This is a genomic window from Nocardioides pantholopis (assembly GCF_003710085.1).
In the GTDB taxonomy this organism is placed as follows: Bacteria; Actinomycetota; Actinomycetes; order Propionibacteriales; family Nocardioidaceae; genus Nocardioides; species Nocardioides pantholopis.
In genome coordinates, this window is record NZ_CP033324.1 from 3,047,748 (window position 1) to 3,061,495 (window position 13,748).

The following is a 13,748-nucleotide window of genomic DNA, read 5'->3' on the forward strand; positions in this document are numbered from 1 at the left end:
CGGCGCCACGAGATCAGGGGAGGTCAGGGCAGCCAGACCGGCTCGGACGCCACGGTGCCGTCGCCGACGGTGACCGTCCCGTCCAGCGAGCGGCTGACGTACACCGAGACCCGGTACGGCGCCTCGTCGGTGGGCAGCCGGCAGACCGAGCGGTCGACTGTCACGACCACTGTCGCACCCTCGGCCCGGCCGGTGGCGGCGCAGGGCCAGGTCAGCTCGCCCTCGTCGTCGACGGTCGCGTTCAGCGGGAACGGGGCTCGGGTGCCGGACCGGTCGGCGGAGCCTCGGAGCGACCCGCGCCCGTCGTCGAACATCTCGGTCGAGTGAATCGAGACGCCGTAGCTCTGCTCGGGGTCTCCCGGGGCCACCGACGGCTTCCCGAGGGTCATCGTGACGCGCACCGACCGGTGCCCGCCGGTCATCCGGACCGCGGTGACGTCCAGGTCAGGGGCCGGGACCGGGGGCGGTGTGCTGGGGAAGCTGCCCAGGATCGCCACGTCCCCGACAGGGTCTGCCAGCGTGGTCGTGCGCAGGTCCGCGAGGTCCAGGCGGCGGGTGGTGCGCCACCCGGTCCGGTCGACGACCCGGCCGCGGGCCAGGGTCGTGGCCCGCACCCGGTACCTGCGGGCGTCCCCGAAGCAGGAGGTGGCGACGCCGGCGAACACGGCGGTGCGCCGATCGTCGACCAGGACCTCCGAGCGCGGGTTCCGCCGGCAGGAGCGCTTGGCGTCCCCCGTGATGTCCACCGAGCGCGGCTTGGTCCGGTAGCTCACAGCGGCCCGGCGGGCGCGCTGGCGCGGGCCGCCCCAGGTCAGCTCGACCCGGTAGGTGCGGCCGGGGAGCCGGCCGGTCGCGCGTCGGTGGTCGAGCACCGCCACCAGCGCCGGGTCGGTCGTCAGCGCGTGCAGCACCCGGACCCGGGTCAGGTCGGCCGCGGCGCGGGCCCGGCTGCCCAGCCCGCGACCGCGCACGTCGCGGCGCCGGTCGCGGCGGTCGAGCACCTCGTGGTCGTTGCCGTAGTCCAGCGAGTACACCGGGACCCGTGGCTCGGGCGAGGCAGCAGCCGGGGCGCCGGCGGCCGGCGCGCCGCCGAGGCCGCCGGCCACGAGCACGAGGGTCAGGAGGGCGCCGGCCAGGAGGGCAACGGGGGCAAGGAGCCCGGCGAGCGTCCGCCGGGAGCGCGCAGAGGCGTCCATGTCGGCGAGCGTAGGCACGCCCGAGCGTCGCCGAGAACCGATTTACTCAGCCAGCCGCCGGCGGGGTCCGGCTGAGGGGCGGGGCAGCCCCTCAGCCGGCTCGCGCGGCTCAGCCGCTGGCGCGGGCGGTCAGGCCGGTCGGCCCGCCCGGCGCGCCGTGGCACTGCTTGAACTTCTTGCCCGAGCCGCAGGGGCACTTGGCGTTGCGCCCGACCCCGGCGTACGGGTCGTCCTCGGCGGGAGCCGAGACGACCTCGACCTCGCCGTCCTCGGCGGGCGCGGAGTAGGCCAGGTTCTGCGGGCGCTTGGGCGCCTCGAGACCCTTGGCCCGGATCTGCGGGGCGTCGCGCTCCGGAGTGGGCAGCGGGCGACCGGCGTCCTCGTCGGCCTCATCGGCCTCGTCGATGAACTCGATGCCGCCTTCCTCGTCCTCGCCGACCTCCTCGAGGGTGACCTCGACGTTGAACAGGAAGCCGACGGTCTCCTCCTTGATGCCGTCCATCATCGCGCCGAACATGTCGAAGCCCTCGCGCTGGTACTCGACCAGCGGGTCGCGCTGGGAGTAGGCACGCAGGTAGATGCCCTCGCGCAGGTAGTCCATCTCGTAGAGGTGCTCGCGCCACTTGCGGTCCAGGACCGAGAGCAGCACGCGCCGCTCCAGCTCGCGCATGACCTCCTCGCCCACCTCCGCCTCGCGGGTGTCGTACGCCGCGTGCGCGTCGGCCTGGAGGACCGACACGACGTGGTCGCGGTCCAGCTCGGACTTCGCGCCGGCCTCCTCGACCAGCTGCTCGTGGGAGACCGTCACCGGCCAGATCTGGCCGAGGTCGGTCCACAGCTGCTCGAGGTCCCACTCCTCGGCGAACTCCTGCGTCGCGCCGGTCACGACGCCGCGCACGACGTCGTCGATGAAGCCGCGGGCCTGCTCCTTGAGGTCGGCGCCCTCGAGGACCTCGCGGCGCTCGGCGTAGATGACCTTGCGCTGGCGGTCCATGACGTCGTCGTACTTGAGGACGTTCTTGCGGGACTCGAAGTTCTGGGACTCGACCTGGCCCTGGGCGTTGGCGATCGCGCTGGTGACCCGCTTGTTCTCGATCGGGACGTCGTCGGGGATCTTCAGCATCTGCAGGACCCGGTCGACCCAGTCGGACTTGAACAGCCGCATCAGCTCGTCCTCGAGCGACAGGTAGAACCGGGACTCGCCCGGGTCGCCCTGTCGGCCGGAGCGACCGCGCAGCTGGTTGTCGATGCGTCGCGACTCGTGCCGCTCGGTGCCGATGACGTAGAGGCCGCCGAGCTCGCGGACCTCGTCGTGCTCGGCCTGCACCTGAGCCTTGATCCGCTCGACGGCGGCCGGCCAGGCGGCCTCGTACTCCGCTGCGTGCTCGACCGGGTCGAGGCCCTGCTTGCGCAGCTCCTGGTCGGCGAGGAACTCCACCGAGCCACCGAGCATGATGTCGGTGCCTCGACCGGCCATGTTCGTCGACACGGTGACCGCGCCCTTGTGGCCGGCCATCGCGACGATCTTGGCCTCGTCGGCGTGCACCTTGGCGTTCAGGACCGAGTGCGGGATGCCCTTCTTCTTCAGCAGGGCGGCGAGGTGCTCGGACTTCTCCACCGAGACCGTGCCCACCAGGACCGGCTGGCCCTTGGCGTTGCGCTCGGCGATGTCCTCGGCGACGGCCTCGTACTTCGCCTCCTCGGTGCGGTAGACGAGGTCGGGCTGGTCGACGCGCTGCATCGGCTTGTTGGTCGGGATCGGGACCACGCCGAGCTTGTAGATCTTGTCGAACTCCGAGGCCTCGGTCATCGCCGTGCCGGTCATGCCGGAGAGCTTCTCGTAGAGGCGGAAGTAGTTCTGCAGCGTGACGGTGGCGAGGGTCTGGTACTCCTCGCGGACCTGCACGTTCTCCTTGGCCTCGATGGCCTGGTGCAGGCCGTCGTTGTAGCGCCGCCCCGAGAGCATCCGGCCGGTGTGCTCGTCGACGATGAGCACCTCGCCGTTCATGACGACGTACTCCTTGTCGTTGCGGAACAGCTCCTTGGCCTTGATCGCGTTGTTCAGGAACGAGATGAGCGGGGTGTTGACCGACTCGTAGAGGTTCTCGATGCCGAGGTGGTCCTCGACCTTGGTGATGCCGGGCTCGAGGACCGAGATCGTGCGCTTCTTCTCGTCGACCTCGTAGTCGACGTCCTTCTCCAGACGGCCCACGATCTTCGAGAACTCGCCGTACCACTTGACCTCGTCCTGGGTCGGGCCGCTGATGATCAGCGGGGTCCGCGCCTCGTCGATGAGGATCGAGTCGACCTCGTCGACGATCGCGAAGCTGTGGCCGCGCTGCACGCACTCCTCGATGGAGGAGGCCATGTTGTCGCGCAGGTAGTCGAACCCGAGCTCGTTGTTGGTCGCGTAGGTGATGTCGGCCAGGTACGCCGCGCGGCGCTCGGCCGGGCGCATCTCCGGGAGGATCACCCCGGTGGTGAGGCCGAGGAAGTGGTAGACGCGCCCCATCCACTCCGCGTGGTACTTCGCGAGGTAGTCGTTGACGGTGACGACGTGGACGCCCTCGCCCGAGAGCGCGTTGAGGTACGCCGGCAGCGTGGCGACCAGCGTCTTGCCCTCACCGGTCTTCATCTCGGCGATGTTGCCCAGGTGCAGCGCGGCGCCACCCATGATCTGGACGTCGAAGGGCCGCATGCCGAGCACCCGCTTGGCGGCCTCGCGCATGGTGGCGAACGCCTCCGGCATCAGGTCGTCGAGGGTCTCGCCCTCCTCGAGCCGCTTCTTGAACTCCACGGTCATCCCCTGGAGCTCGGCGTCGCTCATCGAGACAAAGTCGTCCTCGATGGCGTTGACGGCCTTCGCGATCCCCTCGAGCTGACGGAGGATCTTGCCCTCACCGATGCGGAGGAGCTTGTCGAGAATGGCAGGCACGAGGGAAATACTCCTTGGGTTGATGCGGCTGCGCCACTCTACCCAGCCCGGCTGAGCGGTCCCTAACGATCGGCCGAGGTTTCCGTGGCGCTCTCGGCGGCCAGGGCCGCGGCGAGGTCGCCGCGGGGCTCGACCAGCACCGCCTCCAGGCCCAGCCAGCCGGCCAGCCGGCGCAGCTCGGCCGCCAGCTCCGCAGCGGTCTCCACGGGCGCGCCGGGCTCGGCGTACGCCGCGCGGACCTGCAGCCGCCCCGCGCCGCCGAGGGCCCGACGATCGGCCTTGAGATCGACGCGCGCCACGATCCGGTCGCCGAGCAGGAACGGCAGCACGTAGTAGCCGTGCACCCGCTGGGCGGCGGGCACGTAGATCTCGATGCGGTAGCGGAAGCCGAAGAGCCGCTCGGCGCGCTCGCGCTCCCACACGACCGGGTCGAACGGGCTCAGCAGCGCCCGGGCCCGCACCCGCCGCGGCAGCCGGGCGTCGCGGTGCAGGTACGCCGGGCGGGTCCAGCCCTGCACGCTGACCGGCCGCAGCTCACCGGTCTCGACCAGCGTGTCCACGGCCGCCCGGGTCTCGTCGCCGCGCATCCGGTAGTAGTCGGCCAGGCAGCGCAGCGTCGCCACCCCGTGGGACGCCGCCGCCCGGCGGACCAGCTCGACGTGCGCCTCGGCGGGCGTCGGCGTGGGCGCGGCCAGGACCTCGGCGGGCAGCACCCGCTCGGGCAGGTCGTAGCGGATCTCGAACTGGCTGTTGCGCGAGGCGATCGCCAGGTCCCCGCTCATGTAGAGGTAGTCGAGGACCTTGCGGGTCTCCGACCAGTTCCAGCCCCAGTGCTCCCGGCTCCGGGGCAGCCCGTCGTCGAGGTCCCGCGCGGTCGAGGGGCCCCGCTCGGCGACCTCCGCCAGCAGCGAGCGCTCCAGCGCGTCCTCGGAGGTGGCGACGAGGCTCCACTTGCCGCGCCGGGCGCGGTAGTGGTCCATCCGGTGCCGCATCACCGGCCACAGCTCGACCGGCATCAGCGCCTGCACGTGCGCCCAGTACTCGACCAGCCGCCGGGGACGCCGCTCGGCGGCCCGGCGCAGCAGCTCGACGTCGTAGGCGCCGACGCGGGAGTAGAGCGGCATCAGGTGCGCCCGGGCGAGCACGTTGACCGAGTCGACCTGCAGCACGCCGGTGCGGGCCAGGGTGCGCTGCACCGTGCGCATGGTGGGCACGGCGTGGCGGGGGTCGAGGAACCCCTGGGCGGCCAGCGCGACCCGCCGCGCCTGGGCGGCGCTGAGCGACTCCATGCGGGGAGGCTAGTGGGTGCCGGGGACAGCCCGCCGCCGGCTAGGGAAGCTCGAGGAGCTTCTCCTTGACGGCGTACATGACCGCCTCCATCCGGGAGTGCAGCTGGAGCTTCTCCAAGATGTTGCGCACGTGGTTCTTCACCGTGTTCTCGGAGATGAACAGCTGGCGCGCGATCTCCCGGTTGTTCATCCCGCGGGCGACCAGCCGCAGCACCTCGAGCTCGCGCTCGGTGAGCCGCAGGCCGGGGACGTGGTCACGCTCGGGGCGCGACATCTGCTTGAACTCGTCGATCAGCTTCACAGCCATCGAGGGGCTGATCAGCGACTGCCCGTCGGCGACGACGCGGACGGCCTGGGCGACCTCGTCGATGGAGGAGTCCTTGAGCAGGTAGCCCGAGGCGCCGCTCTTGACGGCCTCGTAGAGGTCCGCCTCCTCGTCGGAGACCGTGAGCATCACGATCTTCGCCGACGGCACCGCCTCCTTGATCGCCAGGCAGGCCTCGATGCCGGAGCGCTTCGGCATCCGGATGTCGAGCAGCACGACGTCGGGGGCGGTGGTGGCCGCGAGGTTCGTCCCCTCGACACCGTCGCCGGCCTCGCCGACGACCTCGATGTCGGCCTCGACGGTGAGCAGCATCGTCAGACCCCGACGGAACAACTGCTGGTCGTCGACCACGAGCACCCGGATCGGCTCCGCCGCTGACTCACTCACGCCATCCGCCACGGTCGCATCATGGCACGAACGGGCCCCCTCTGGCTTCCGTCCGGGCCCCGAAATGGGACACCGGGGTGGCCCGGACGGGCCACCCCGGTGTGCACGGCCGGGTCGAGCCGGCCTCCGCGATCGATTTCCGGGTCAGTCCCCGGCTCCCAGGTCGAGGGAGATCACGCCGTAGTCGTAGCCGTGGCGCCGGTAGACGACGCTGGGCCGCTCGCTCTCCTTGTCGACGAACAGGTAGAAGTCGTGGCCGACCAGCTCCATCTCGTACAGGGCCTGGTCGAGGGTCATCGGGGATGCCTGGTGGGCCTTCTCCCGGACCACCAGCGGACCGTCGCCGGTGACCGCGATCGGTCCCGCCTGCCGCTCGAGGGTCTCCGAGGTCTCCTCCTCGGCGTCGGCCAGCAGCGGCTCGGTGTCGGCGAGTGCCTGCCCGACCGAGACCGGAGCCTTGTTCCCGCGGTGCACCCGGCGCCGGTCAGCGGCCCGCCGCATCTGGGCGGCCATCTTGTCCAGGGCGAGGTCGAGGGCCGCCATCTTGTCCTCGGCGGCGGCCTCGGCGCGGATCACCGGCCCCTTGGAGTGGGCCGTGAGCTCCAGCCGCACCGCCCGGTCGTGCTGGCGGGGGTTGGTCTCGCATTCCACCTCCACGTGCATCCTCATGATCCGGTGGTCGTGCTTCTCGAGCCGGGTGAGCTTCTCCGCCACGTGCTCGCGATACCTCTCGGTGATCTCGCAGTGACGTCCCGTGACCACAACTTCCATGTGAACCTCCCGATGCACAGTTGGTGACTTCGGCTGCCTCAGCTCCCGAAATTCTCAAGGAGAGCCGGTACCCGGGCAGCGCGCCCGTGCACCTGCGGGGAGCTGAGGAGGAGTCCGCCCGGCCGACCTGGTCTTCGACCCCACAATCGCCTGCCGAGGCTTCCGCAGCTTCTGTGCCACTACCGGCCTTCTCCCGCCGGCCACCGCATCTGACGGTGGGGACGAGGCAGGACTTACGTCTAAGCCGCACCGTGATCGCCCGCCCTCGCGGACGGACTTACGTGGACCGTTTCGCCTGCGACTGGCATCGGCTTGCCCTCGAGGCACCGGGGGCGCCTCGAGGACGCAACCACGGACCCGGGCGGACTCCATGCCTTGACCGTAGTCACTCGCCGGTGACGAACAAAGGACGGGTCCGCCCAGTCTCACCACCCGGCCGGATCCGCCGGCGAGTCGCCGCCACGGCCGCGACGGCCGCGACCGGCAGGCCCACCGCCTCGAGCGCCCGCTGGGCCTCACGGGCGGTGGCCCCGGTGGTGAGGACGTCGTCGCAGACCACGACCAGGGCGCGCTGTCGACGGCGTCCCAGCCGGCGCAGCAGCGCCGTCGGGCAGGCCATCGAGCCGGCCAGGTTGGCGGCCCGCTCGGCCGCGCCCAGCCCGGCCTGGTCGACCACGCCCGGACGGGACACCAGCAGCCGCTGCGCCAGCGCGTCCTGCCCCCCGCGGCGCAGACCGGCCGCCGCCAGCCGGGCCAGGGTCCGCGTGGGGTCGTGCCCCCGGGCCCGGACGCTGGCGGGACGCGAGGGCACCGGGACCAGGACCAGGGGTACGCCGGCAGGCACCGCCGCGGTCACCGCGCCGCCCAGCAGGCCCGCCAGCGGCGCGGCCAGCCCGAGCAGGCGGTGCTCCTTGTGGCCCAGCACCAGCGTGCGCACCAGCCCGGCGTACTCCCCCGCCGCCCAGGGGGTCGCCAGGCCGGGCGGGACCGGCGTGGGCCAGGCCGGGACCGCTCCGCGCGGCAGCGTGGCCGCGCAGCGGGGGCACAGCAGCCGGCCGGGGCGGGCGCATCCCACGCAGGAGGCACCGAGGAGCAGGTCCGCGGCGGCGTCTCGCACCAGGCCACCCCAGCAGCACCACGGCCGCCCGGCAACGGTGGCCGGCGCCGCCTGTGGACGACGTCAGCCCACCCTCAGCCCACCCCTCAACCCGCGTAGTCGAGGTCGGTGACGTCGGGGTCGAGCGCCACCGGGCGCACTGCCGAACCGGACAGGTCCAGCGCCTGGGCGCCGGTCACCACCAGGAGTCCCTGGCCGGCCACCGGCGAGCCGACCAGGCCGCGCACCGGGCCGCGCAGGGTGGCCACGCTGTCCTGGCTCATCGGCGCGCCGTCCACCGAGACCGTGCGGACCTCCCACAGCTGTCCCCCGACCCGGGTCAGGGCGGCGACCGTCGTCGGGTTGAGCCAGGCGATGTCGCGGATCTGGTGGGACACCCCCGGATCCAGCACCAGGCGGGTGGCCGGAGCCGCGCGGAGCACGCGCCCCACGCTGTCGTAGAGCAGCCGGCTCCCGAGGAGCACGTCGAAGCGACCGCGGCGCACCACCGCGACCAGCCGGGACCCGTCGCGCGAGACCAGGACCGAGCGGACCGAGGCCCCGGTGATGCCGGGGACGCGCAGCGTCCTGGTGCGCCCCTCCTCGCGGTAGAGGACCCGCGCGTCGCCGTCGCGGCGGTCGAGCAGCCACAGCCGGCCGCTGAAGTCCCAGGCGGGGTCGAGCAGGTCGGTGGCCCCGCTGACCGCCTCCGCGACCGGGACCTCCGCGGTCCGGTCGGCCGTCACGGGCGCGACCCGGGCGGACGTGCCGTCCGCGGAGACGCCGGCCGCGAGCTCGGCGTCCAGGTCGACGGCCACCCGGGACAGGTCGGCGGACTCCGCGCCGAGCGGTCCGCCCACGTCGTCGAGCGCCTCCGGGACCCCGGAGACCAGCCGCCCCGCGCGCACCCCGAACAGGCTGTCGCTGGGGCGGGGCCCGGTGGGGTCGAAGTCGGCGCCGGCGTCGACGGAGAAGACCGAGTCCCCGTTGGGCAGCCGCACCGGCACGTCCCCGACGGCGAGCCGGAACCGCTCGATCCCGGGAACCTGCCGCAGCGTCCAGGCCAGCTGCGCGACGATGTAGCGCACGGACTCCGGCGTGGGGCGCGCGGCCTCGCCGCCGAGGTCGATCTCCGCGACGCCGTCCTCGGAGACCGGCACCGAGAGGCCCGCGGAGAGCCCGGCCGGCAGGAAGGTGCGGGTGGCCCGGTCGAGCGCCGGGTCCGGGCCGACCAGCAGCCCGTTGACCAGGCTGGTCGCGAGCTGGCCGCCGGAGGGCACGTAGACCGGCTCCGGGACCAGGATCTGCGCGGTCGGGTCGAAGAAGTACAGGGCGGCCCGGCGGAAGCGCTGCTCGAAGAACTGCTCGGAGACGATCATCGCGTCGGGGGCCGAGGAGATCCGCCACTCGCCGTTCTCGACCGCGAGGTCGAAGCTCAGCCGCCGCTGGCCCTCCGGCAGCGAGCCCTGCCAGGCCCCGCGGGCGTCGAAGACGTCCCCGCCGCCGGGCAGGTCCACGGTGACCGGCGAGTCCCCGACAGTGGTCCCGCGCTCGACGTAGGTGAGCGTGCGGCGCTCGGGGTCCCAGCCGGCCTGGGCGTCCTTGGTCAGGAACTGCCGGGCCGAGTTGGCCTGGACCGGCGAGGCCATCATCGCGTCGAGGAAGCCGCGCACGATCTCGGCCGGCCGAGCGTCCGGCTGCGGGGGCAGCGGGTCGTAGTTGTAGCCGCGGACCACCGACTCCCCGCCCCCGCCGGCCGTCTCCACGACCGGGCCCTCGCCCGGCATGCCGACACAGCCGGAGCCGAGCAGCGCGACGAGCAGGACCGCGATGCCGACCCGCGCCCGCCTCATGCCAGGACCTCGGGGGTGTCGGCGGGCACCAGCGGCAGCGGGCTGCGCCGCAGCGGCTGGCCGACCCGGCGCGGCAGCGTGAGCCGGAACTGCGCACCCTGGCCGGGACGGCCCCAGGCCTGCAGCCAGCCGCCGTGCAGGTGGGCGTCCTCCAGCGAGATCGACAGCCCCAGACCGGTGCCGCCGCTGGTCCGCGCCCGCGCCGGGTCGGCGCGCCAGAAGCGGTTGAACACCATCGCCGACTCGCCGGGCGCCAGCCCGACCCCGAAGTCGCGCACGGTCACGGCCGCGGCGTGCTCGTCGCTGGCCAGCTCCACGAGCACCCGGGCCTCGCCGGTGCCGCTGTCGGCGTGGTCGATCGCGTTGGTGACCAGGTTGCGCACGACCCGCTCGACCCGGCGTACGTCGGCCTCCGCGAGGCAGGGGTGGTCCGGCGCCCGGACCTCGAGGTGCACGTTGCGCTGGGCCGCCAGCGGCCGGGTGGCGTCCACGACCCGGTGGGCGACGTCGACGAGGTTGACGTCGTCGGCCTCGAGCACGGCGGCCCCGGCGTCGAACCGGCTGATCTCCAGCAGGTCGACCAGCAGGTTCTCGAACCGGTCCAGCTCGGTCTGGAGCAGCTCGGCGGCGCGCCGGGTGACCGGGTCGAAGTCGTCGCGCGCGTCGTGGAGCACGTCGCCGGCCATCCGGACAGTGGTGAGCGGGGTGCGCAGCTCGTGGGAGACGTCGGAGACGAAGCGGCGCTGGACCCGGCTGAGGTCCTCGAGCTGGCGGATCTGGCGCTGCAGGTTGGCGGCCATCTGGTTGAACGAGGTGGCCAGGCGGGCCAGGTCGTCCTCGCCCGAGACCTGCAGCCGCTCCTGGAGGCGGCCCGCTGCGAGCCGCTCGGCGACCATCCGGGCCATCCGGATCGGCGCCACCACCTGCCGGGTCACCAGCCAGGTCACCCCCGCGACCAGGACCAGCAGCAGGGCCGCGGCGGCCAGCAGGGCCCGGGTGACCAGGGCCAGGGTCTGCTGCTGCTCATCGAGCGGGAAGAGGAAGTACATCGTGTAGGTGCCGCCGTCGGCGACCAGGTCGACCTGCGAGCCGACCGCGATCCCGGGCTGGGTGTGGTCGGGGTCCCCGGTGTCCGTGGTGCGGATGGTCGTGTAGGTCCAGGCCGTGGCCGCCGGCTCGGAGAAGTGGTCCTCCAGCGAGGCGGGGACGCTGCTGCGGTCCAGGCCCGGGGAGGACCGGGCCCCGCCGTCGGCGATCCGACCGGTGCCCTCCCCCATCGGGCCGGCGAGGACCACCCCGAACCCGCGGGCGACCCCGCGGGCGATGATCGGCTCGACCAGCTCCGCCTGCTGGCCGGTGGCGTCGGCGTTCGTCCCCGCGGCCGCCGCGAGCCGGTTCTGGGCCTCGGCGGTCTCGTTCTCCGCCTCGGCGACCACGGCGTCGACCCGGTGCTCGAGCAGCCCCTCCCGGGTCTGCTGGAGCAGGAACCAGCCGACCGCACCGACCACGATGGCCGAGAGGACCAGCGTGCTCACCACGACCCGGGCCTGGATCGAGCGCCGCCAGAAGGTCAGGGCCGGTCGTACGCCGGCCGGCAGCCGCCGCGTCGGCAGGCGCACAGCGACCTCCTGCTACTGGCCGGCGCGGTAGCCGACGCCGCGGACCGTGACGACGATCTCCGGGTTCTCCGGGTCGTGCTCCACCTTGGAGCGCAGCCGCTGGACGTGCACGTTGACCAGCCGCGTGTCGGCGGCGTGCCGGTAGCCCCACACCTGCTCCAGGAGCACCTCCCGGGTGAAGACCTGCCAGGGCCGGCGCGCCAGGCACACCAGCAGGTCGAACTCCAGCGGCGTCAGGTTGATCGACCGCCCGTCGCGGGTGACGCTGTGGCCGGCCACGTCGATGGTGAGGTCGCCGACGGTCAGGGTCTCCTGGGGGGCGGCGTCGTTGCGGCGTACCCGCGCCCGGATCCGGGCCACCAGCTCCTTGGGCTTGAACGGCTTGACGACGTAGTCGTCGGCGCCGGACTCCAGCCCGACGACGACGTCGACGGTGTCGCCCTTCGCGGTCAGCATCACGATCGGCACGCCCGACTCGGCGCGGATCTCCTTGCACAGGTCGATGCCGTCCTTGCCGGGCAGCATCAGGTCGAGGAGGACGAGGTCGGGCCGGTAGTCGCGGAACTCCTCCAGCGCGAGGTCGCCGCGGGTGCACATCCGGCTGTCGAAGCCCTCCTGGCGCAGGACGATCGTCAGCATCTCGGCCAGTGCAGCATCGTCGTCGACGACGAGCACGGAGCCCTTCGTCGCGTAGTCGCTCGGCACGCGCGAGGCGCTGCCTGCGGTCTGGCTCATGAGGCCAATCCTGCCACTCGCCCGGGTCCGTGGGCACGGACCCGGGCTGTGGCGTGTGTCGGCTGCCGTGGCAGCGGTGGTGACGTGGTGCTCAGTAGCGGTACTGGTCGGACTTGAACGGCCCCGCCACGTCGATGCCGAGGTAGTCGGCCTGGCTCTGGGAGAGCGTGGTCAGCTTCACGCCGAGCGACCCCAGGTGCAGCCGGGCGACCTCCTCGTCGAGGTGCTTGGGCAGCACGTAGACGCCCACGGGGTACTCCTCGGGCTTCGTGAACAGCTCGATCTGGCCGAGCACCTGGTTGGTGAACGAGTTCGACATCACGAACGACGGGTGGCCGGTCGCGTTGCCGAGGTTCAGCAGCCGGCCCTCGGACAGCACGATGATCGCGTGGCCCTCGCCCTCGGGGAACGTCCACACGTCCACCTGCGGCTTGACGGTCTTGCGGACCACGCCCGGGTAGGTCTCCAGGCCAGCCATGTCGATCTCGTTGTCGAAGTGGCCGATGTTGCCCAGGATCGCGTTCTGCTTCATCCGGCGCATCTGGTCGACCGTGACGACGTCCTTGTTGCCGGTCGCCGTGACGATGATGTCGGCGATCTCGACCACGTCGTCGAGCGTGGTGACCTGGTAGCCGTCCATCGCCGCCTGCAGCGCGCAGATCGGGTCGATCTCGGTGACGATGACCCGGGCGCCCTGGCCGCGCAGCGACTCCGCGCAGCCCTTGCCGACGTCGCCGTAGCCGCACACGACCGCGACCTTGCCGCCGATGAGGACGTCGGTGGCGCGGTTGATGCCGTCGATCAGCGAGTGGCGGCAGCCGTACTTGTTGTCGAACTTCGACTTGGTGACCGAGTCGTTGACGTTGATGGCGGGGACGAGGAGCGTGCCCTCCTTCATCATGTCGTAGAGGCGCAGCACACCGGTGGTGGTCTCCTCGGTGACGCCCATCAGCTCGCCGGCGACCTGGGTCCAGCGGTCCTTGCTCTCCGCGAGCGAGGCCTGCAGGAGCTCGAAGACGACCCGCTGCTCGGTGCTCGCGGCGGAGGCCGGGTCCGGAGCGACGCCCGTCTTCTCCGCCTCGACGCCGAGGTGGACGAGCATCGTGGCGTCGCCGCCGTCGTCGAGGATCATGTTGGCGAACTGGGGCTGACCGTCCTTGGCCGGCCACAGCAGGATCTGCTGGGCGCACCACCAGTACTCCTCCAGGGTCTCGCCCTTCCAGGCGAAGACCGGGACGCCCTGCGGGTCCTCGGGGGTGCCGTTCGGGCCGACCACCGTCGCGGCGGCGGCGTGGTCCTGGGTCGAGAAGATGTTGCACGACGCCCAGCGCACCTCGGCGCCCAGCGCGACCAGCGTCTCGACGAGCACGGCGGTCTGGATGGTCATGTGCAGCGAGCCGGCGATCCGCGCACCCCGGAGGGGCTGCTCGGCGGCGTACCGCTCCCGCATGGCCATCAGGCCCGGCATCTCGTGCTCGGCAAGCTGGATCTCGGCGCGACCGTAGTCGGCAAGGCTGAGGTCGGCGACCTTGTGGTCCATGG

Annotated in this window: 10 protein-coding genes; all 10 read right to left on the reverse strand. The window is 72.5% G+C overall.

Annotated features, from left to right (window positions below; all coding sequences use genetic code 11):
• Window positions 1–23 precede the first annotated feature (23 nt).
• Window positions 24–1,196, reverse strand: coding sequence for a hypothetical protein (locus tag EBO35_RS14645; RefSeq protein ID WP_122818359.1), 1,173 nt, complete (start codon window positions 1,194–1,196; stop codon window positions 24–26).
• 109 nt (window positions 1,197–1,305) lie between these two features.
• Entirely contained in the window at window positions 1,306–4,131 is a 2,826-nt protein-coding gene (gene secA / locus EBO35_RS14650) for a preprotein translocase subunit SecA (RefSeq protein WP_122818360.1), read from the reverse strand.
• A gap of 62 nt (window positions 4,132–4,193) precedes the next feature.
• Window positions 4,194–5,420, reverse strand: a complete 1,227-nt coding sequence (locus tag EBO35_RS14655) for a winged helix-turn-helix domain-containing protein (RefSeq protein ID WP_122818361.1) — start codon at window positions 5,418–5,420, stop codon at window positions 4,194–4,196.
• 40 nt (window positions 5,421–5,460) lie between these two features.
• Entirely contained in the window at window positions 5,461–6,132 is a 672-nt protein-coding gene (locus EBO35_RS14660; protein WP_241153713.1) for a response regulator, read from the reverse strand.
• Window positions 6,133–6,276: 144 nt separating this feature from the next.
• On the reverse strand, window positions 6,277–6,903 hold the full coding sequence (gene hpf, locus EBO35_RS14665) for a ribosome hibernation-promoting factor, HPF/YfiA family (RefSeq protein ID WP_122818362.1): 627 nt from the start codon (window positions 6,901–6,903) through the stop codon (window positions 6,277–6,279).
• Window positions 6,904–7,288: 385 nt separating this feature from the next.
• The gene (locus EBO35_RS14670) at window positions 7,289–8,020 is read right to left on the reverse strand and encodes a ComF family protein (protein ID WP_241153714.1); all 732 of its coding nucleotides are present in this window, start codon (window positions 8,018–8,020) and stop codon (window positions 7,289–7,291) included.
• 86 nt (window positions 8,021–8,106) lie between these two features.
• Complete coding sequence (locus tag EBO35_RS14675; RefSeq protein WP_122818364.1) at window positions 8,107–9,852, reverse strand: LpqB family beta-propeller domain-containing protein; 1,746 nt, start codon at window positions 9,850–9,852, stop codon at window positions 8,107–8,109.
• Window positions 9,849–11,471 carry an MtrAB system histidine kinase MtrB gene (gene mtrB / locus EBO35_RS14680; protein ID WP_241153715.1) on the reverse strand — a complete coding sequence of 541 codons (1,623 nt, stop codon included), beginning with the start codon at window positions 11,469–11,471 and terminating at the stop codon, window positions 9,849–9,851. Before mtrB ends, EBO35_RS14675 begins: the two co-directional genes overlap by 4 nt.
• Window positions 11,472–11,483: 12 nt before the next feature.
• Window positions 11,484–12,206, reverse strand: a complete 723-nt coding sequence (gene mtrA / locus EBO35_RS14685) for an MtrAB system response regulator MtrA (RefSeq protein WP_122818365.1) — start codon at window positions 12,204–12,206, stop codon at window positions 11,484–11,486.
• Between the two features lie 91 nt (window positions 12,207–12,297).
• Window positions 12,298–13,746 carry an adenosylhomocysteinase gene (gene ahcY, locus EBO35_RS14690; protein WP_241153716.1) on the reverse strand — a complete coding sequence of 483 codons (1,449 nt, stop codon included), beginning with the start codon at window positions 13,744–13,746 and terminating at the stop codon, window positions 12,298–12,300.
• Window positions 13,747–13,748 lie beyond the last annotated feature (2 nt).